Here is a 17784-nt window from a genome sequence, read left to right on the forward strand (position 1 = left end):
GGGATCTGTGCGAACAAGCGGCGGGTGAGAGCGCCGCGGTCCAGGTTGTTGGGCCGAAGGTGTCGGCGGTTCCGGAAGCTTTCTTCGAGCGTGGATGCCGTCGACACCTGCCTCGGTGCGGTGCCGTTCGAGGCTCGGGGGGGGGATCAGCGCGTTGCGTGGCTGGCCCAGGTGCGGCCCTCCTGCTCCTTCACGGGAAGACCGGCGGCCTGCAGGATGTCGTCGAGGAGCGCCTGCGTGCGGGCGGCTTCCCGCCCCGACGTGAGCGGCGTGCCACGGTCTCGTGCACGGTCGAGGAAGTGGTGGACGGCGGCGGCGAAGCCGAAGGTGTTCGTGGCCGTGGCCCAGCCGAAGGCCTCTGGGCTCATCGAGCGCACGGTGCTCACACCGTCGCGGGTGAGGGCCACCGTGTCCGGGGCCACCACCTCGGCCGAGCGTTCGGCGCCGTAGGCATCCAGCTTTTCCGCCCAGGCGCCGGCGGTCCGTGCCGCCGTCAGGACGCCGGTACCGCCGTCGGCGAAGCGGACCAGGGCGGAGACGCCGTCCTCCTGCCAGGGGTCGTCACCGGCGGCGTGGGCGGAGACGTCGACCGGTTCGCCCGGGCAGAACCAGCGCAGTAGGTCCACCATGTGGATGGCGTTCTCGAAGGTCGCGCGGTACTCGCTGCCGCGGCGATTCTTCTGCGCGACGCAGAACGCGGCGCCGGCGTCCCCGAACTCCTCGCGGGCGGCGACGTAGGTCGGCGCGAAGCGGCGGTTGAAGCCGACCATCAGGACGCGCTCGTGCTCGTCGGCGAGGTCGGCGAGCCGCTCCGCGTCGCTGGTCGCGGTCGCGAGGGGCTTCTCGCAGAAGACATCCACGTCCGCCTCCAGCGCGCTGCGCACGCCGGCGACATGCTCCGACCTCGGGGTCAGCACGAACAGGGCGTCCAGGTCACGTTCCAGGGCCTCCTCTACGGTCCGGACCGCGGTGGAAAACCCCCACCGGCGGACCAGTTCGGAGGGGTCCTCGCGCCGGGACACCAGCACGTCGAGCTCGATGTCGTCCCGTGCCACCAGGGTGGGCAGCTGCGCGATGTGCGCGATGTTCCCGGCGCCGGCCACGCCGACACGCAGCGGGGTCGTGCTCATCGGGACACCTCCGCGGGCGTGAGACCGGCGGCCTGGTCTAGGAGAGCGCGGAGCGCGCGGGCGGACCGGGCGAAGCCCTCCTCCGGAGCCGGGAGGTCCTGCGGGTGCCACCGGTACTCGTACTCGAGGCTGAGGACGTCGTCGTAGCCGTGCTGCTTGACCGCCCGAAGGATGTCCGACCAGGGCACGATGCCCTCGCCGACGACGCGGGAGCGTACCGCCCGCTCGTCCGCCTTCACCCGGGCCGTCTCGGAGGCCACGAAGGGGGCGTTCGGGTCGGTGAAGATGAGGTCCTTCACGTGGACGTGCCCGATCAGGTCGCCCTGTTCCCGCAGTGCCTCCGGCCATGCCTCCTCATGGGTGAAGGTGAGATTCGCCTGGTCGTAGAGGACGCGCACCGCGGGCGAGTCCACCTCGCGTATCAGCCGGGCCGTGTCCTTGGCCGACTGCGTCAAGGTGCCGAAGTGGTTCTCCACGCACAGGAGCGCTCCGGCGTCGGCGGCGAGCGGTGCAAGCTCCGTCAGTGCCGAGCGCAGGCGCTCCCAGTGTGCGGCGTGGTCGGTTCGATCGGATCCCCAGGAACCCGCGTACACCCGGATCCGGGTGGCGCCCACGCGATGGGCGCAGTCGATGGCCGACCGCAGTTCGTCGAGCGCGGCGCGGCGCTGTGCCGGGTCCTCGTGGTTGATGCCGGTGGTGTACGGAGCGAGTCCCATCACCGGTACGCCGAGATCGCCCGCCACGCGGGCCGCCTCGGCCGCGGCGGCATCGTCCCCGATGGGCAGTCCGCTGCGGTAGTCGTTCTGGTAGATGACCTCGGCTCCCTCCAAACCGGCGGAGGCGAAGAGTTGCAGCGCCTCCGGGAGGGTCTGTTCCGGTGTGCCGAGGGTGTGGCCAATGATGCGCATTACAGGTTCTTTCCGGTTCGGGAGGGGTCGGTCCAATCGTCGGGGCCGACCAGGGGTGGCGGGTTGTGGACGCGGGAGCGGTCGACGAGCTCGATCAACAGGCCCCAGGGCGCCCGGAGATAGGTCCACCGGTTGCCCGCGACGCGCGGGCTGTCTGGGCCGACCTCCTTGGTTCCGCCCAGCACACGGGCGCCGTGCGACCGGAGGTGTTCGACGGCGGTGTCGACGTCCGCCACGGTGAAGCACAAGTGGTGGCCACCCGCGTCCGAGTGGCGCGGGTAGTCGCTCCGCTGGTCGGTGCTCCACCACTGGAACAGCTCGACGTTGAGGTTCGGCGGCATGCGCAGCATGGCGAGTTCCAGATGGGCGTCGGCCGGGACCTCGAAGTGCGCGGGCATGAAGTCGGCGTCGGGCCCTCTCGTCGAGCGGTAGAGCTCCTCGGCGCCGAAGGCCTCTGTGAAGAAGGTGACCGCTTCGCCGAGGTCGGGCACCGTAAACGCGACATGGTCCACGTGCTGGAATCCTGCGGGCAGACTCATCGGGGGACCTCCGCGGTCGACTCACGAACCAGTAGATCGGGGGCGAGGACGACATGGCTCGTCTCCCCGTCCTTGAGGAGTTTCTCTGCGAGGTCGATGGCGATCACTCCCATGTCGGCGATGGGCTGGCGGACGGTGGTCAGCCGCGGGTTGAACCGGGCGCCGAACTCCAGGCCGTCGAAGCCCATCACCGACACCTCGTCGGGGACGGACACACCGCGCACACCAAGAGCGGAAATGAGGGCGAAGGCGACCATGTCGTTGGCCGCGATGACTGCTGTCGGGCGCTCCTCGCGTGCCATGTCCACCAGGCGCTGGGCGGCCCGCTCCCCCACATCCGGCCCGGTGCCTCCGTCCAAGACCACCGCCGGCATGCCCAGCTCCGCGGCCAGCCCCTCGTAGGCGGCCAGGCGATCCCTGGACGTGTACGCCCCGGAGATGCCGGACACGTAGGCGATGCGCCGGTGCCCCAGGCCGCGCAGATGGTCCACGGCGAGGGCGATGCCTTCGGCGCTGTCCACCGTCACGGTCGGCACCTGTGCCTCCTCGACGCGGTCGACGACCACGACCTTGCTGCCGAGCGCGACGTTCTGCAGCTCGTCGAGGTCGACGGTGGTCGACGGCGCGACGATCCCGAAGGGCGCGTACATCTCCTGAAGGGACGTCAAATAGGCGTTGGTCTGGGCGACTTCGCCGCCGGTCACGCACAGCACCAACTGGTAACCCCGGTCGGCCGCCGCTGCCGCCATGGTCCTCGCCAGCTCCCCGTAGAAGGGGTTGGTGATATCCGGGACGATCAGCGGAACCAGCCTGCTCGCACGACGGCGCAGGGCTTGCGCCAGCGGGTTCACCCGGTAGCCGAGGCTTTCCGCCACCTCCAGGACGTGCTTGCGAGTCTTGGCGTTCACGGCTTCCGGCCGGGAAAAGGCCCGGGAAACCGTTGAGCGGTGCACGCCCGCCCGGGCGGCGACGTCATCAATGCTCACCTCAGCCATGGCTGACCTCCAGGGAAGCAATGGAAGACCGCCCGTACGCGGCCCAGATGAGGCTCATTGTGTCGGCGAGGTCGTCCAAGGTCGGCAGCCCGGCGAAGCCGTCCGCCCACGTGTCGGCCACCTGCCGGACGAACACGTCGTACAACGGGTCGCTGTCCACTTCGATGGTGCTCGATTCGGTGACACCGTCCGCGGCGTGCGTGAACGAGACATGGCCTGATGTGCCCACATCGACGTATCCCTCGCTGCCCGCACTGGTGAAGGAGCAGTACCGCTTGGCGGGGCTCGACGGGAAGGCGTAGCCGACCTCGATGATCGCCTCGCTGCCGTCGTCGCCCGCCAGCACGAGGGTGGCGTGGTCCTCGACGCCCTCGCCGTGCAGGCTCGCGGACACGTTGGCGGCCACGAGTTCCACACGGCGGGCGCGGCTTCGCCGCAGGAAGATGTCGATGAAGTGCGGCGCCAGGTTCACCAGACACCCCCCGCCGGAGCGTGCGGGGTCGAGCATCCAGGAGCAGCCTGCCGCGTGATAGCGCTGCGGCGGGCCGGCAACGAAGCTCGTACGTTGATACGTCGGCGCACCGGCCAGGGACAGCGCGTGGTCCACGGGGCCGCCGCGCTGGACGAAGGGGACTGTCGCCGCCACCCCGGCTGCTGCGGCCGCATCGCGAATCCGCTCCACGTCCTCGGGCCCCGTGCCACCCGGCTTCTCGACCACGAACGGGATGCCGCGCTCGACCAGGGCCAGACAGGTCTCCACCATGCGGTCGTGCGGGACGAAGACGTAGGCCAGGTCCAGGGGGCCGGCGTCCAGCGATTCGCCGACTTCCCCGTAAACGGCCGCGTCGAGGCGTCCGGCGATGTCGGTGACCTGGTCGGGCTCCTCGTCCTGGACCAGCACGACATCGTGAGTGTCCCCCCAGGCACTGACATGCAGGGGTACGTGCCAGTGCCGGGCACCCAGCACGGCCGTTCGCGGACGTCTCACGATGCGTCTCCCAACTGTCGATACAGCGCAACTTCTACTGATTGTGCTCTTCAAGACCGGTCACTGCAATCGATTGCTGCGATCGATTGCAATACCGAAACAGAGCTGCTTAAGCTCTGTCAACACCCCCCGACCATCCGATTTCCTTGAGGTGACCCCCATGCGCAAGCTGCGCACCTTGAATGCCATCTGTGACACGGGGACGGTGCTGATCGTGCGCCTACCCACCGCCGAGGCCTCCTACGAAGTGGCCTGCGAGGCCATCGCCGGAGGGATACGCGCCGTCGAGGTCACGCTCACCACGCCGGGCGCCCTGGACGTGATCCGCCGACTGAGCGCGGAATATCCCGAGGCCGAGATCGGCGCCGGCAGCGTCCTCGACGCAACATCGGCGTACGCGAGCATTCAGGCCGGGGCACGCTTCCTGGTCAGCCCCCAGGTCGACCTCGGGATGCTGGAGACCGCCGGCCGCTACCAGGCCGTCAGCATCTGCGGTGCCGCGACGCCCACGGAGATCGTCCAGGCCGCCACGGCGGGCGCCGACCTCGTCAAGCTGTTCCCCTCGTCGGTCCTCAACCGCGACTACGCCCGTGCAGTGCTCGAACCGCTCGGACACATCCCTCTGGTCCCGGCCGGTGGCGTGTCCCCGGACAACGTGTCGGAGTGGTTCGACGCCGGAGTCGCGGCAGTCGGTGTCGGAAGCTTCATCACCAAGGCGGCGCGGCGCGACGACGGGGGGCCGCACCCTGTCCGCGCGGCGGCCGGGACCTTCCTGGAGGCGGTGGCCGATGCCCGCGCCTGACCCGGCGTCCCCCGCGCCCGTGACACCACCGGCCTTCGTCGCGATCGGCCCTGCGGGCTCGGGAAAGTCCCATGTCGCCCGGGAGCTCGCACGCCGACTGCGGGCGGCCTACCTCGACAAGGACTCCCTGGTCGGCGACCTTGTGGACGCCGCTCTCGAACTGGTCGGCCGGCGCGCGGGAGGCCGCGAGGACGACCCGACCTACGTCGAGCGGTTGATGCCGGCCGAGTACAAAGCACTGTTCGCCACGGCGGCGGACAACCTGCGGCTCGGCCTGCCCGTCGTCCTGGACGCGCCCTTCGCGGCGTACCTCGGCAACCCCGACTTCTTGACTGTCTCCGCCGACCGGGCCTCCTGGCCAGCGGAGACACCTGTCGTCGTGGTCGAGGTGCGGGCCTCCGCGGAGACCGTTCGTACACGACTGACGCAACGAGGTCTGCCACGCGACCGGGCCAAGCTGGCCGACTGGTCTGCATTCTGGCAACGGCTGGGGACCCAGGGCTGCGCCTGGTCCGGGGCCCGGCACATCGTCGTGGACAACGACGGGGAACCGGACCTCGATGATGTCGTGGCGCTCGCGCGCAGTCAGCAGCTCTCGACGTTCTCGTAGGGCTCCACGCGGCCGACACTCTCCCTGATGACGAGGTCGAGCAGTCAGGGGAACCGCCGGTCCAGCTCTTCCTTGCGCAGCGTGTTGATGCGGCGGGTGCCGACGTCGTGCCGCCGGATGAGGCCGGCCTCGCGCAGGACGCGGAAGTGGCGGGTGAGCACGGAGGCGGCGACATCGGTTCCACCGGCGTTCCCGGCGACCTGATGACCGAGTACTACCAGCAGCAGGCGAGCGCCGGACTGATCATCAGCGAGTGCACCGACCCCGACCACGGGTCACAGGGATGGGTCGGTGCGCCGGGCGTCGCCACCGACGAGCAGGCGGCCGGCTGACAAGAGGCGACCGAGGCGGTGCACGCCGAGGGCGGACACATCTTCCTGCAGATCATGCACAACGGCCGCCGCATCCTGGCCCCAGCGCGATCGCCATCGACGGCAGGACGTTCACGGCGAAGGGCGAACAGCCCTTCGTGGGCCACACCTCACCGAGGCCGCCCGACCGGCCGCCGACGACGAGATCGCGCGCGACATCCGACGGCGGGTCGCGGTCCCGCTGCCGCACTTCACCACTGAGGCGGCCCCGGCAACCTCGGCGGCGGCACCGCTGGTCAGTCGGTCTCTGTCAGGGCCTCATGCGCAGCGGCCAGAATCCGTTCGGAGAGTTCGGAGCCCTTGGTGGCGCGGGCCAGGACGAGCGCGCCGAACAGGGTGCTCAGGCGGGCGAGGCCGTCCTGGTCGTCATCGCCGAGGAACTCGGCGAAGTCGGCCACCCCCTCGGCATAGACGCGGCGGGCCTCCTGATCGTCGGGGGTGCGGGCGATGTCGGTGGCAAGCGCGGCGATCGGGCAGCCGCCTGCCGCGTTGTCCCGGTGCTCGACGGAGAGATAGGTGTCGATCAGCGTGCGCTGGGCGGCGTCGCGCTGCCCGTCGTACCGCTCGAGCCCGGCCGCGTACCGCTGGGTGAGCTCGTCGATCGCATGGGCGGTGGCCTCGTCGACGAGTGCCTCCTTGGAAGCGAACTGCTTGTAGAAGGCGCCGTGGGTCAGACCGGCCGCCTTCATCAGGTCGGCGACGCTGACCTGCGTGCCCTGCTCCCGGAAGAGCCGGGAGGCGGTGTCCACGACCCGTCTGCGGTTCTCCTCCGCCTGCGCCTGCGATACCCGGCCCATGACCACCTCCTACGCGAAACCGGTTTGTATGTCGACTGGCATCTATCGTATTCCGGTGTTTAGATTGTCATCGTAATCTAAATCAGCTGGAGGCGGGTCACCGGACGGCGCCCGCCACAACCGGGAGCAGGATCAGACATGGAGCTCGAGAACACGGTCGCGGTCGTCACCGGCGCCAACCGGGGACTCGGACGGCATCTCGCCGCCCAGCTCGTGGAGCGCGGCGCGAAGGTCTACGCGGCGGCCCGCCGCCCCGAGACGGTCGACCTGCCGGGGGTCACCCCGCTGCGCCTGGACGTCACGGACGAGGAGTCGATCCGGGAAGCCGCCCGCACCGCCTCCGACGCGACACTGCTGATCAACAACGCGGGCATCTCCACCGGCGCCACGCTGGTCGACGGCGACCTGGACGAGGTTCGCCGGGAGATGGACACCAACTTCTTCGGCCCGCTCGCCGCGACCCGCGCCCTCGCCCCGGTCATCGAGGGCAACGGCGGCGGCACCGTGCTCAACGTCCTGTCCGTCCTGTCCTGGTACCACCCGGCAGGCCTCGGCTCCTACGCCGCGTCCAAGGCCGCCGCCTGGGCGCTGACCGGCGCGAGCCGCGAGGAGCTGGCGCCCCGCGGCATCACCGTCTCCGCACTGCACGTCGGATACATGGACACCGACATGGCCGCCGAGGTCCCCGCCGACCAGAAGGTCTCCGCCTCCGACGTCGCGACCCAGGCCCTCGACGGCATCGAGACGGGCCTGCCCGAGATCGTCGCCGACGAGTTGACCCGGCAGGTCAAGCAGAGTCTGGCCACCGTGCCGCAGACGAACGCCGCCTGAACCTTCCAGGGCGCTCCCGAAACGAGCGGAATCCCCGGCCTCTCGCGGACGGGAACAGAAACGGAGACGGCTATGAAGGCCTTCATAGCCGAGAAGTACGGCGGCGCGCAGGCATGCGCGCCGCCGAGATCCCCGACCCCGTCGTCGGCGCCGACGACGCCTCCTGGTCAAGATCCATGCAGCGGCCTTCAACCCACTGGACATGAGGATCCGCAACGGCAACTTCAAGACGTTCCTGCCTTGCCGACTCCCCCTCGCCTGGGCAACGACCTCGCCGGACGATCGTCCAAGTAGGCGCCGACGTAACCGAGTCCGCGGTCGGCGACGACGTCTACGCACGCCCCGACAAGAACCGCATCGGCACCTTCGCCGAGCTCATCGCCGTCCACCAGGACGATCTGGCACCCAAGCCCACCACGCCCCGGATGCGGCCCGACAGGCTGGAGATCGCCGCAGTGGTCGCCCTCATGGTGCTACAGGAACCCCTGCTCGGCCGCGTTCTCGACGCCGCAGGCATCGCGAGCCTGGTGGATCAGGTCCTGATGCCCCTCATTGGCGGACCTGAGTGGGCGGTTCGTGAGTGTTTGAGCGATTCTGTGATCGCCCGATGGTGTGGGTCTGGGGCGGATTCCTCCGGTCTGGGGTCTGGCGGATTCCCCCGGTCTGGGGTCTGTGGTCTGGTGGGCTGGCCGGGTGAGTGAACGGAAGCCGTATCCGAGTGACTTAGCGGACGAGCAGTGGGCCCTCATCGAGCCGGTGATCACCGCGTGGAAAGACCGGCATCGCTCGGTCAGCGGCCACCGGGGCGCCTATGACATGCGGGAGATCGTGAACACGATCCTCCACCAGGGGCGAACCGGATGCCAGTGGGCCTATCTCCCGCACGACCTGCCGCAGAAGAGTGCGACGTACTACTACTTCGCCGCGTGGCGGGACGATGGAACCGATCAGGTCATCCACGAGCTCCTGCGCTGCCAGGTCCGTGAACGCGCCCGGCGATTAGAGGACCCGGCCCTGGTGGTCCTGGACACCCAAAGCGCCCACGCGGCCGCCGGGGTCCCCGTCTCCACCACTGGCCACGACCCGGCGAAACGGGTGCCGGGCCGCAAACGCGGCCTGGTCGTCGACGTGCTCGGGCTGGTCACCGCTGTCGCTGTCTTCGCCGCGAACACGCACGACAATGCTGCGGGCACCGCCCTGCTGAGCGAGGTTGCCGAGAACGCCGGCGGCACCGTCAGCAAGGCTCTGGCCGACCAGGGCTTCAAGACCCAGGTCGTCACACACGGAGCCGGCCTCGGCATCGACGTGGAGATCGTCCAACGCAACCCGCAGCACAGGGGGTTCGTCCCGCAGCCGAAGCGGTGGAGGGTCGAGCAGACCCACGGAATCCTGATACTGCACCGGCGCCTGGTCCGCGACTACGAACACCGCCCTTCCTCCTCGACCTCCCGCGTCTGCTGGGCGATGACCCATGTGATGGTCCGACGCCTCACCGGCGCGAACACCCCCACCTGGCGCGAAGCGGCGGTGGCCGCGTGAACATCCAGCCTCTCCTTCAGGCACTGGACATCCAGGAGGAAGCCGCCCGGGCCCAGGCCGACGACCTCCGCACTCGGATCGACGGCCTGCAGATCCGGCTGCGGGAGGCCGAGACACACCTCGAGCACCTCGCGATCACCCGCAAGACCGTCACCAGCCTCGCCGACCGGATCCCCGCATCCCCACCGGAACTGCCCGAGCATCCGGACTACGCCCGCATCCTCACCGCGCTCAACGAGGCGACCGGGCCACTGCGGGCCAAGGACGTCTGCCAGATCCTCGGCCACGAACTCCTGCCCAAGATCGTCGAGGGCACCCGAGCCAAGCTCAAGCGTCTGGTCAAACTCGGCGTCCTCACCGAAGCCGACACGGGCAGCTTCACCAGGAAGCAATAGCCACCCGCCACGACCAGCATCCCTGACGCAACCCTCACCCGGAAACGGACATCACGTCACGAACCGTCCACTTACAGCAGGCCGTCGCGTTGTGCCTGGTAGACGGTGGGGACGGTGGCGGTGAAGCCGAGGGTGCGCAGGAGGGTGCCGTCGGCGCGGCCCATCCAGGGATCGTTGAGCGGTTCGGCGGAGGGCTCGTAGAGGGCACCGACGATCTGAGCGATCTCGTAGATGCTGGTGGGAGCCTCGTCCACGACGTTGACGGTGTGTCCGTCGAGCGCGCCGGTGAGGGCGAGCCTGACGGCGGTGGCGATGTCACGGTGGTGGATGAGGTCGAGGGTCTGGGCGGGGTGCCACTTCCAGTTGGCCATCAGGGCAGGGGCGGATTCGAGGTGGCCGTCCTTGTCGCCGTAGACAAAGCCGAAACGCAGGATGCTCCAGTTGAGCCCGCTGGCCTTGAGGTCGGCCTCGGCGAGGATCTTGCTGGCCGGGTAGGGGAGGCCGGCGGTGGCGGGGTCGTCCTCGCGGGCGGGCCGGTTCAGGCCGGAGCCGTAGACGAGGCCGGTGCTGGCCATGGCGAAGCGCGCCTGCGGAGCCTGGGCCTTGGTGGCTGCGATGAGGTTGCGCGTGCCCTCGACGTTGGTGCGGTGGATGGCGTCCGCGTCCTGGGTGCGGAACAGAGCGGCCATGTGCACGACGTCGGTGACGCCGTCGAGCGCGCCATCGAGCGAGCCAGGGTCGAGGATGTCGCCCTCAACAGGCGTGACGCCGTCGGGGGCGGACTTGCCGGGACGGACGAGGGCGCGGCAGTCGACGCCGGCGTCGACGAGGCGGGGCAGGAGGCGGGTGCCCACCAGTCCGGTGGCACCGGTGACGAGGATGGTCATGAGGGGGGTGTCTCTTCCTTCAGATGGTGTGCGAGTCGTTCGGTGGCCACACGCAGGATGCGAGCGACCTGTGCCTGCTCCTCCTCGCTCACGCCGTCGAAGGCGACGGCGAGGATGCGGGCGATAGGGTCGGGCAGCCGTGTCCACAGTTCGCCGCCCGCTTCGGTCAGGCGCAGCGTCTTCTGCCGCAGGTCGCCGGGGTCGGGTGTCTGTTCCACGAGCCCTTTGCGGACCAGGGCGCCGACGACGCCGGTCATCGTGGCGCGCTCTACACGGAGCGCGCGTACGAGGTCGCGCTGCTTGGTCGGACCCTCGTGAGCCAGGTGGTAGAGCACGTACCACTGGGTCGGTCCGAGTCCGTAGGGGCGCAGGATCGATTCCAGAACCGCTTGGCTGGTCTGGTAGTACCGCTTCGCCCACGCGCCTGCTGATACATGCTGGTCACGCTCGTTTTCGCTAGGCACCTAACCAATATTGCTAGGCGGCTAGCGAAATGTCAAACGGGACGGGGATGATGGCGTATGCGCCAGCCAGAACGTGCCAACGCACCGTGGAGCGCGAAGGGATGCCCTGGCCGGGGCGCAGGAGGCACACGGGTGCGGCCACGGTGGTGAAGGCGATGGCCCACCGGAAGGCGTTGCCGAAACCGTGGCCGTCCAGTCCGTGTCCCTCGGTTGAGGCGTGCTGGAGTACGACCGCGTGCTCCATGCCGATGAAGGATGCCCCGAGCAGCGGGATGATCGCCACGCCCATTCCGAAGCCTCGCACCAGGAGCGAGACAAAGGCGGCCAGGAGGACCACGCCGACGACGAGCGGGACCAAGACACGGCTGCTGGCGAACCCGCCACTGCCCGCCACCTGGGAGAGGCCATAGATGCCGCGGTGATTCCCGGGGAGACGAGTGCGAGGCCGATCACATCGAGGCGGACGCGTCGTCTGGGTGTTTCGGAGGGCAGGTTGCGGCGGGCCAGCCACAAACCGAGCAGGCAGAAGGGAACGTTGACGAAGAAGAGCCAGCGCCAGCCGGCGACGGCAAGGATGACCCCACCGATTACCGGTCCGAGGATCAGGCCCAGCGTGGTCGGCAACGTGATCGCAGCCATCACCCGACCGACGTTGCGACCGCCCGCCGCCTGCATGATGAGCGTAGTCATCAGTGGCAGCATGACGCCGCCGCCGATGCCCTGGGCCACCCGGAAAACGATCAGACTGGGGGCGTCCCATGCCATGGCGCACAGGACAGAGCCGAGCAGGAACGTCGCCAGCGAGATCAGCCATAGGGTCTTGCCACCGAGTGCGGTCTGCGGCCAGGGGTCACGGGGATCATGACGAACATCGCGAGCAGGTGGCCGGTGCTCACCCACTGGATCGTGCTCAGCGACGCGTGGAGGTCGGTGGTCAGGTCGTGGACGGCGACGCTGACGACGGTGGCGTCGAAGACGACCGCCATCGCGCCGACGATGATGGCGAAGGCCGTTACCCAGACGGTTGGGTTGATGTGGTCTGGATCACCGGGGGTGGTCGCGGCTCTGGTCCTGGTTCTCATGCGAGGTCGATTACGACCTTGCCGTGCACGTGCCGGCCTGCCTGCAGCTCGACGGCGGCGCGGACCTCGTTGACGGGGAAGGTCGCGGCGATCGGCACTCGGAGTCGGCCCTCCGCGGCCAGACGGGCGATCTTCTCGATGGCGCCGGGGGCGGCGCTGGCGCCGTTGGCCGGCGTGACGCCGTCCACAGCGGCGGCGATCGTGGCCATGCGGGCGTCCGGTACGCCGAGCTCGCGTGCCACCGCGATCGTGTCGGTGCCGTGCAGGTCCATGGCCGCGGTGATGCCGTCGGGAGCCAGCTCGCGGAGTCGGTCGGCCAGGCTCTCGCCGTAGGTTACCGGCTCGGCTCCCAGTGCCCGAAGGGCGTCGGCCGAGGCGGCCGATCCCGTCCCGATGACTCGCGCGCCGGCGAGGCGAGCGAGTTGGACGGCGAACACGCCGACCCCGCCTCCAGCGCCACCGATCAGCAGCGTGTCAGACGGGCCGGGGTTGACGATGGCGAGTGCGGCGGCGGCCGTGCATCCCGCGATGGCCAGGGCGCCGGCGATGCGGTCGTCGAGGCCATCGGGCGTGTGGTGCGCGTCGCCGCCCTTGCCGATGTGACCGGGGGCGTCCACGACCACGTAATCGGCGACGCTTCGCGAGAAGGCGCCGCCGAACACACGGTCTCCAACGTTGAACTCGCCGACCCCGTCGCCGACCTCGTCCACGACGCCCGCGTAGTCGTTCCCGAATCCGCACGGCAGGCTCAGCCCGAAGCGGGCGGCAGTGTCTGCGTCGGAGGTCATGAACCAGTCCATAGGGTTCAGCCCGGCCGCGATGACCCGCACGCGGATCTGGCCAGGGCCGACGTCTGGGACGGGCACCTCGCGCAGGTCGAGGGCTTCAGGTCCTCCGAACGACTCGACGAACTGGACAGCCCTGCTGGTGTTGGTCGACATGCTCATGCCGGTCTGACTCCTCGAGAAGACTAGGAACGGAGAAACGGACTATGATCCGTTTCTCAGGACCGTAACACAACCGGAGCGTGATCCGTTTTGAAGGTGACACCCTCACCACCCGCACCCCGGGCGGACGCCGCACGCAACCGCAAGCACCTCCTCGAAGTCGCCACCCGCGCCTTCATGTCCGCGGGCACCGAACCGTCACTTCGCGAAATCGCGCGCGAAGCCGGAGTCGGTATCGCCACGCTTTATCGGCACTTCCCCACCCGAGAAGCCCTGGTCGCCGCGGTCTACGCCGACCAAGTGGCCCGGCTCACCGAAGGCGCCCGCGAGCTCCTCGCAGCGCTCCCCCCATCCCAGGCGCTGCGGCGCTGGATGAACCTCTTTGGGGATTGGATCGCGACCAAAGACGGCATGCTGAACACGCTGCTCGCAATGATCGAGTCCAACGAGCTCGCCCACGACCAGACCCACACCGACCTAATCGCCGCGATCGACGACATCCTCCGCGCCGGACACGCGACCGGAGAGCTGCGTACCGACGTCACCGCCGAAGACCTCGCCGCCCACCTGATCGGCATTTTCACCGTAGCCCCTCTGCCGGAGCACCGTGCCAGAGCCGATCGCCTACTGGACACCCTGATGCACGGCCTCCGCCCCAAGCCTTGAACCGATCGTCACGCGTCGTTGAGTGCGTGACGCATGCGCCATGGGGCATTCGTGCCGCCCCCGGTTGCGCAGCGGGACTACGTCATTCGTGTCCTCAAGTCGTCTACACCCTGGATTGGGAAGAGCCCGTTTTCCGGTTCGAAGTCATCGCCGGTGCCGATCCACAGCATTCCGTCGGGGCCGATCACGAGGGGGCCACCATGGTGGCGGTCCGCTGTCCGGATACCGTCGAGCAGGACACGGCCGACAGCGAGCGAGGCGTAGTCGTCCGCGATCGTCAGCAGCGACGATGCGGTTCTCCTCGGCCCCCGACACAGAGGCGAACACGGTCCGGTCGTCGTTGAACGTGGAGACGCGACGATTCCGAGCAACCCTCCCTCGGAGGACACATCGACGTCGGGCACGACACCCACAAGGGTCGCGTCACCTCCGCGAGCGGGCACTCTCAGGATCTCACCCGTGATCCTCTCGGAGACGAGTGCGGATCCGTCGGGAAGGAACATCAGCCCCCATGGAGCCTCAAGTCCGATGGTGAGGACGGTCGTTCTCCCTGGGGTCGCGAACGATGTGGCCGCCGGAGCTCACCCGTGCGCCCCGGCCGTGGCGACGGGGTAGAGTCCGGCGCCGCGCACCCGGCCAGCGTGATGACGGCGAGCAGCGCCGCCGTGGCGGGTGCGCACCTCACTCGGGGTTCACGCCTCCCCCGGTTCATCGCTTCAACTCCAGAACCTCCTCGAAGCCGAGGCGGCGGACGAACGCCTCACGAGTGAGGTCGCTGAACGCCATCACATGGTCGACGCCGGCACGCGCGGCATCCACGACGGAGCGGAACGGTTTGCAGCCCTCGGGAAGCGTCAGGATTCTGGCAACCTCGTCGGCGACACTCTGCGGGTCGGCCGGGCGCTCCGGGTGGAAAAGTCCATCATGCGCTTCGTTGGTACGCGCCACCAGCGCGTCCAAGTCAGCGTACGCCGAGCATCTCTCACCATCGCCCGTCGAACGCGGCGGAAACTTACTCAGGACGCCTCCCTGCCCGAGGAGCGTCTGACGCCCGCTCACCCGCTGTGGAACTGCTGACCGCGCACCGGGAAGGCACGCGGACCGAGCGATTTCCCGGGACGCTGGCCGGGTCACGCACCGCGGCAGCCGGACGCGCCCTCGCCGTCTCCGAACACGGCGACGCGCACTGAGCGCACTGCTCGGCGTCCTTCACGACCGCGACGTGCTCATCACCGCCGCTCCCGGGTCGATGGGTCGATGGTGGCAGCGGGAGAGCTGAGGCATGCCGCCCTCGGGGGCGGGTTCCTGCGGTAGGCGCAAGGTGAACGTTGCTCCCTTGCCCGGCCCGGCGGATTGCGCGGTGATGTCTCCGCCGTGGGCTCGGGCGATGCCCCGGGCGATGGTCAGGCCGATGCCGCTGCCGCCGGCGGCAGCGGGTCGGCCGGGATGATCAAGGCGTTCGAATCGGTGGAAGATGCGTTCGAGTTCGTGTTCGGCGATGCCAATGCCGTCGTCCATGACGCGGACGATCACGTGGTGCACGGGAGACGGTTCGGTGTGCACGGACAGCGCCACCTGTCGGTACCGATCGCACGCGGCCAGTGCGTTGCCGAGCAGGTTCACCAGGACCTGGGTGATCCGGTCCGGGTCGCAGAGGGCGACGACGGGGGTGCCTGCGTCCACGGCGAGGGTCACCATCTGGTCGTCGTACTGGGGGCGCAGTCGCTCGGCCGTGGTCCGTGCCAGCGTGGCCACATCGGTGGACTTGCGGTGGAGATCGAGGGCGGCCTCCTCCGACCGGGACAGGCTGGAGAGGTCGCCCGCCAGGCGCTGCAGCCGGTGAAGGTCGTCGGCGAGGGAGGCGAACATCGCCTCATCGGGGATGAAGATGCCGTCGGCCATGCCCTCGATCTGGCCGCGTAGGAGGGTGATGGGGGTGCGCATCTCGTGGGCGACCTCGGAGATCAGGCGGGCGCGGCGGCGTTGGGTGTCGGCGAGGGCTGCCGCCAGTGTGTTGACGTCTTCGACCAGCGCTGCCAGGCCCGGCTCGCTGGGGAGTTCGAGGATGTCGTCGTAGTGTCCCTCAGCGAGCCGGCTCGTGGCGGCGCGCACCCTGTCGAGCGGACGCAGCAGAAACCGGGACAGGGCGACGGACGCCGGGAAGGCCGCGGCCACTCCGGACAAGAGGCCGATCTGCAGGACCACGTCGCCTTCGACGTCGTCGAACCCGAGCCACACCTCGATCAGCGCGCTGATTGCCGCCATAGCCAGCAGCGCCAGGAGGAGCACCATGACGTGCGAGAGCACCAGCCGGTTGCGGAGCGATAGCCGCTCCTGGATTCGGCGCAACCGCGCACGGCACCGGTGGTAGGCCGGGAAGCCGGAGGGAAGCATGGGCGAGGTGTCCTTCCTGGCCCCTAGACGCGGTGCCCGACAAACCGGTAACCGATGGTGCGGACGGTGCCCACGAACCGGGGTGTGCTCGCGTCGTCGCCCAGCGCGCGCCGCAGAGTGCGGATGTGCACATCCACGACGCGCTCGTCGCCGAAGAAGTCCTCGCCCCACACCTGGGCCAACAGTCCGCGCCGGGTGAAGACCCGCCCAGGGGCCCGGGCCATCGCGAACAGCAGATCGAAGTCGAGAGCGGACAGCTCCACCGTCCGGTCGGTGTCGACAAGGACGGTCCGTGTCTCGGGATCGACAGTCAGTCCGTCGAAGCGCAGCATGTCGTCCTCGTGGGCCGCCTCGGGGCGGCTGTCGGTGCGCCGCAGGATGGCGCGCACCCGTAGTGCCAGTTCGCGGGGGCTGAACGGCTTGGTGACGTAGTCGTCGCTACCGGTGGTGAAACCGATCAGCCGGTCGACCTCCTCGTCCCGGGCGGTGAGCATGATCACCGGGATCTGGCTCGCCTCCCGGATGCGGCGCAGGACCTGGAATCCGTCCAGCCCGGGGAGCATCACATCGAGCACCACGAGGTCAGGCCCGTCGCGGGTAACGGACTGCAGGGCGGCCGGTCCGTCCGCAGCTTCGATGACGTGGATCCCGTCCGCCTCCAGGTAGCCGCGCACCGTCATGCGGATCTTGGGTTCGTCATCGACGACCAGAACGCGCTGCGTGCTCATCGTGCTCGCTTTCCATCGCCGAAGTGGGAAGGGGTAGGGCCGTCGTGGCCGCGGGGTGACCGGCGGCATGGAGGTGGAAGGCCTCGAATGCGGCCAGCGTACGGTGGCTGTCGTGGTCGGTGACGATCTCCCGGCGGCCTCGCCATCCGCCGCGGGCCGCCGGGTCGTCGAGCAGCTCCATGAGGCGGTCGGCGAGGGCACGCACGTCACCGGGCGGGAAGAGGTAGCCGTTGCGGCCGGGGTGGACCGGGTGCGGCTGGGCCATCGCGTCGGCCGCGACGACGGGCTTGCCCGCAGCCATGGCCTCCATGGTGACCATGGCTCTGCAGCTCCGCGGTGCCGGGCATGCGGAAGATGTCGCAGCGGGCGTAGGCGACAGGCGAGCGTGACCTCCGGCGGGCCGGCGGCAAGGGCGCTCTGGGCCAACCGGAAGCCCGCGAGGCCGGCCGCTGTCAGGCCGCCGAGTGTGCCGCACAGCGCCGTTCGACGTGAACTTCTCACTTACGGAGCCCCGATCAGCACAGGCATACACCCGTACGCGATCCCGGCATCGACAGCCTGCACCAGGAACCGTCCATGACCGCACAGCAGTACCCGAGTCCGCTGCGGCCGAGGACGCCAGCGAGACCAGAGCGATGAAATCCCGCCCTCCGTCTCGTGTCGGCTCCGTGTCCCGGCCATCCCCGAGGCGAGCACGGTCGGCTGGACCGG

General features: G+C 69.3%; 23 protein-coding genes and 2 pseudogenes. 7 read left to right on the plus strand and 18 right to left on the minus strand.

Annotated elements, in window-relative coordinates; translation table 11 throughout:
• Positions 1 to 146: 146 nt before the first annotated feature.
• Genes OHB04_RS03025 through OHB04_RS03045 form a run of 5 tightly spaced genes read right to left on the minus strand, consistent with a single transcriptional unit; the run spans position 147 to position 4560 of the window.
• Entirely contained in the window at positions 147 to 1130 is a 984-nt protein-coding gene (locus OHB04_RS03025) for a Gfo/Idh/MocA family protein (protein WP_326686111.1), read from the minus strand.
• A complete protein-coding gene (locus OHB04_RS03030) occupies positions 1127 to 2038 on the minus strand; it encodes a sugar phosphate isomerase/epimerase family protein (protein ID WP_326686112.1) in 912 nt (303 codons plus the stop codon). The genes OHB04_RS03025 and OHB04_RS03030 overlap by 4 nt, the downstream gene beginning before the upstream one ends.
• A complete protein-coding gene (locus OHB04_RS03035; protein ID WP_326686113.1) occupies positions 2038 to 2577 on the minus strand; it encodes a VOC family protein in 540 nt (179 codons plus the stop codon). The genes OHB04_RS03030 and OHB04_RS03035 overlap by 1 nt, the downstream gene beginning before the upstream one ends.
• Positions 2574 to 3572 (minus strand): LacI family DNA-binding transcriptional regulator, encoded by a 999-nt coding sequence (locus OHB04_RS03040; RefSeq protein WP_326686114.1) that lies wholly within the window; start codon positions 3570 to 3572, stop codon positions 2574 to 2576. Before OHB04_RS03040 ends, OHB04_RS03035 begins: the two co-directional genes overlap by 4 nt.
• The gene (locus OHB04_RS03045) at positions 3565 to 4560 is read right to left on the minus strand and encodes a Gfo/Idh/MocA family protein (RefSeq protein ID WP_326686115.1); all 996 of its coding nucleotides are present in this window, start codon (positions 4558 to 4560) and stop codon (positions 3565 to 3567) included. The genes OHB04_RS03040 and OHB04_RS03045 overlap by 8 nt, the downstream gene beginning before the upstream one ends.
• A 160-nt stretch (positions 4561 to 4720) precedes the next feature.
• Here OHB04_RS03045 and OHB04_RS03050 point away from each other — a divergent pair, with 160 nt between their 5' ends.
• A complete protein-coding gene (locus OHB04_RS03050; protein ID WP_326686116.1) occupies positions 4721 to 5362 on the plus strand; it encodes a bifunctional 4-hydroxy-2-oxoglutarate aldolase/2-dehydro-3-deoxy-phosphogluconate aldolase in 642 nt (213 codons plus the stop codon).
• Positions 5349 to 5972 carry an AAA family ATPase gene (locus OHB04_RS03055; protein WP_326686117.1) on the plus strand — a complete coding sequence of 208 codons (624 nt, stop codon included), beginning with the start codon at positions 5349 to 5351 and terminating at the stop codon, positions 5970 to 5972. The genes OHB04_RS03050 and OHB04_RS03055 overlap by 14 nt, the downstream gene beginning before the upstream one ends.
• Here the strand turns inward: OHB04_RS03055 and OHB04_RS41680 are convergent.
• Positions 5948 to 6145: pseudogene (locus tag OHB04_RS41680) on the minus strand (ArsR family transcriptional regulator); the annotation flags it as partial. The gene OHB04_RS03055 and the pseudogene OHB04_RS41680 overlap by 25 nt on opposite strands.
• Here OHB04_RS41680 and OHB04_RS03060 point away from each other — a divergent pair.
• Positions 6119 to 6304 carry a hypothetical protein gene (locus tag OHB04_RS03060; RefSeq protein WP_326686118.1) on the plus strand — a complete coding sequence of 62 codons (186 nt, stop codon included), beginning with the start codon at positions 6119 to 6121 and terminating at the stop codon, positions 6302 to 6304. The pseudogene OHB04_RS41680 and the gene OHB04_RS03060 sit on opposite strands and share 27 nt — an antisense overlap.
• A gap of 275 nt (positions 6305 to 6579) precedes the next feature.
• On the opposite strand, the gene OHB04_RS03065 is transcribed toward OHB04_RS03060, so the two are convergent.
• Positions 6580 to 7140 carry a TetR/AcrR family transcriptional regulator gene (locus OHB04_RS03065; protein WP_326686119.1) on the minus strand — a complete coding sequence of 187 codons (561 nt, stop codon included), beginning with the start codon at positions 7138 to 7140 and terminating at the stop codon, positions 6580 to 6582.
• Positions 7141 to 7278: 138 nt separating this feature from the next.
• Between OHB04_RS03065 and OHB04_RS03070 the strand changes: the two genes are divergently transcribed.
• From OHB04_RS03070 to OHB04_RS03080, 3 genes are all read left to right on the plus strand, one after another.
• A complete protein-coding gene (locus tag OHB04_RS03070) occupies positions 7279 to 7971 on the plus strand; it encodes an SDR family oxidoreductase (RefSeq protein ID WP_326686120.1) in 693 nt (230 codons plus the stop codon).
• A 693-nt stretch (positions 7972 to 8664) separates the two neighbouring features.
• A complete protein-coding gene (locus OHB04_RS03075; protein ID WP_326686121.1) occupies positions 8665 to 9510 on the plus strand; it encodes an IS5 family transposase in 846 nt (281 codons plus the stop codon).
• Positions 9507 to 9905, plus strand: coding sequence for a hypothetical protein (locus OHB04_RS03080; protein ID WP_326686122.1), 399 nt, complete (start codon positions 9507 to 9509; stop codon positions 9903 to 9905). Before OHB04_RS03075 ends, OHB04_RS03080 begins: the two co-directional genes overlap by 4 nt.
• 71 nt (positions 9906 to 9976) lie before the next feature.
• Here the strand turns inward: OHB04_RS03080 and OHB04_RS03085 are convergent, their stop codons facing one another.
• The 6 genes and pseudogenes from OHB04_RS03085 to OHB04_RS03110 form a co-directional block, all read right to left on the minus strand.
• Positions 9977 to 10792, minus strand: coding sequence for an NAD-dependent epimerase/dehydratase family protein (locus OHB04_RS03085; protein ID WP_326806750.1), 816 nt, complete (start codon positions 10790 to 10792; stop codon positions 9977 to 9979).
• Positions 10789 to 11256, minus strand: coding sequence for a MarR family winged helix-turn-helix transcriptional regulator (locus tag OHB04_RS03090; protein WP_326806751.1), 468 nt, complete (start codon positions 11254 to 11256; stop codon positions 10789 to 10791). The genes OHB04_RS03085 and OHB04_RS03090 overlap by 4 nt, the downstream gene beginning before the upstream one ends.
• A 13-nt stretch (positions 11257 to 11269) precedes the next feature.
• A complete protein-coding gene (locus tag OHB04_RS03095) occupies positions 11270 to 11650 on the minus strand; it encodes a hypothetical protein (protein WP_326809608.1) in 381 nt (126 codons plus the stop codon).
• A 32-nt stretch (positions 11651 to 11682) separates the two neighbouring features.
• Positions 11683 to 12156: pseudogene (locus tag OHB04_RS03100) on the minus strand (MFS transporter); the annotation flags it as partial.
• A complete protein-coding gene (locus OHB04_RS03105; RefSeq protein WP_326806752.1) occupies positions 12063 to 12338 on the minus strand; it encodes a hypothetical protein in 276 nt (91 codons plus the stop codon). The gene OHB04_RS03105 and the pseudogene OHB04_RS03100, both read right to left, overlap by 94 nt.
• On the minus strand, positions 12335 to 13285 hold the full coding sequence (locus tag OHB04_RS03110) for an NADP-dependent oxidoreductase (RefSeq protein WP_326686126.1): 951 nt from the start codon (positions 13283 to 13285) through the stop codon (positions 12335 to 12337). The genes OHB04_RS03105 and OHB04_RS03110 overlap by 4 nt, the downstream gene beginning before the upstream one ends.
• 96 nt (positions 13286 to 13381) lie before the next feature.
• Here OHB04_RS03110 and OHB04_RS03115 point away from each other — a divergent pair, with 96 nt between their 5' ends.
• Complete coding sequence (locus tag OHB04_RS03115; RefSeq protein WP_326809390.1) at positions 13382 to 13951, plus strand: TetR/AcrR family transcriptional regulator; 570 nt, start codon at positions 13382 to 13384, stop codon at positions 13949 to 13951.
• A 77-nt stretch (positions 13952 to 14028) separates the two neighbouring features.
• Here the strand turns inward: OHB04_RS03115 and OHB04_RS03120 are convergent, their stop codons facing one another.
• The 5 genes from OHB04_RS03120 to OHB04_RS03140 form a co-directional block, all read right to left on the minus strand.
• The gene (locus OHB04_RS03120; RefSeq protein WP_326809391.1) at positions 14029 to 14481 is read right to left on the minus strand and encodes a PQQ-dependent sugar dehydrogenase; all 453 of its coding nucleotides are present in this window, start codon (positions 14479 to 14481) and stop codon (positions 14029 to 14031) included.
• 178 nt (positions 14482 to 14659) lie between these two features.
• Positions 14660 to 14911: a hypothetical protein gene (locus OHB04_RS03125; RefSeq protein WP_326686128.1), complete on the minus strand. Its 252-nt coding sequence runs from the start codon at positions 14909 to 14911 to the stop codon at positions 14660 to 14662.
• A 249-nt stretch (positions 14912 to 15160) separates the two neighbouring features.
• The gene (locus OHB04_RS03130; protein ID WP_326806753.1) at positions 15161 to 16345 is read right to left on the minus strand and encodes a sensor histidine kinase; all 1185 of its coding nucleotides are present in this window, start codon (positions 16343 to 16345) and stop codon (positions 15161 to 15163) included.
• A 23-nt stretch (positions 16346 to 16368) separates the two neighbouring features.
• The gene (locus OHB04_RS03135; protein ID WP_326806754.1) at positions 16369 to 17073 is read right to left on the minus strand and encodes a response regulator transcription factor; all 705 of its coding nucleotides are present in this window, start codon (positions 17071 to 17073) and stop codon (positions 16369 to 16371) included.
• Positions 17042 to 17392: a glycosyltransferase gene (locus OHB04_RS03140; RefSeq protein ID WP_326806755.1), complete on the minus strand. Its 351-nt coding sequence runs from the start codon at positions 17390 to 17392 to the stop codon at positions 17042 to 17044. The genes OHB04_RS03135 and OHB04_RS03140 overlap by 32 nt, the downstream gene beginning before the upstream one ends.
• Between the last annotated feature and the right edge of the window lie 392 nt (positions 17393 to 17784).

Origin of the sequence: Streptomyces sp. NBC_01775 (genome assembly GCF_035917675.1) — a bacterium.
Lineage (GTDB): Bacteria > Actinomycetota > Actinomycetes > Streptomycetales > Streptomycetaceae > Streptomyces.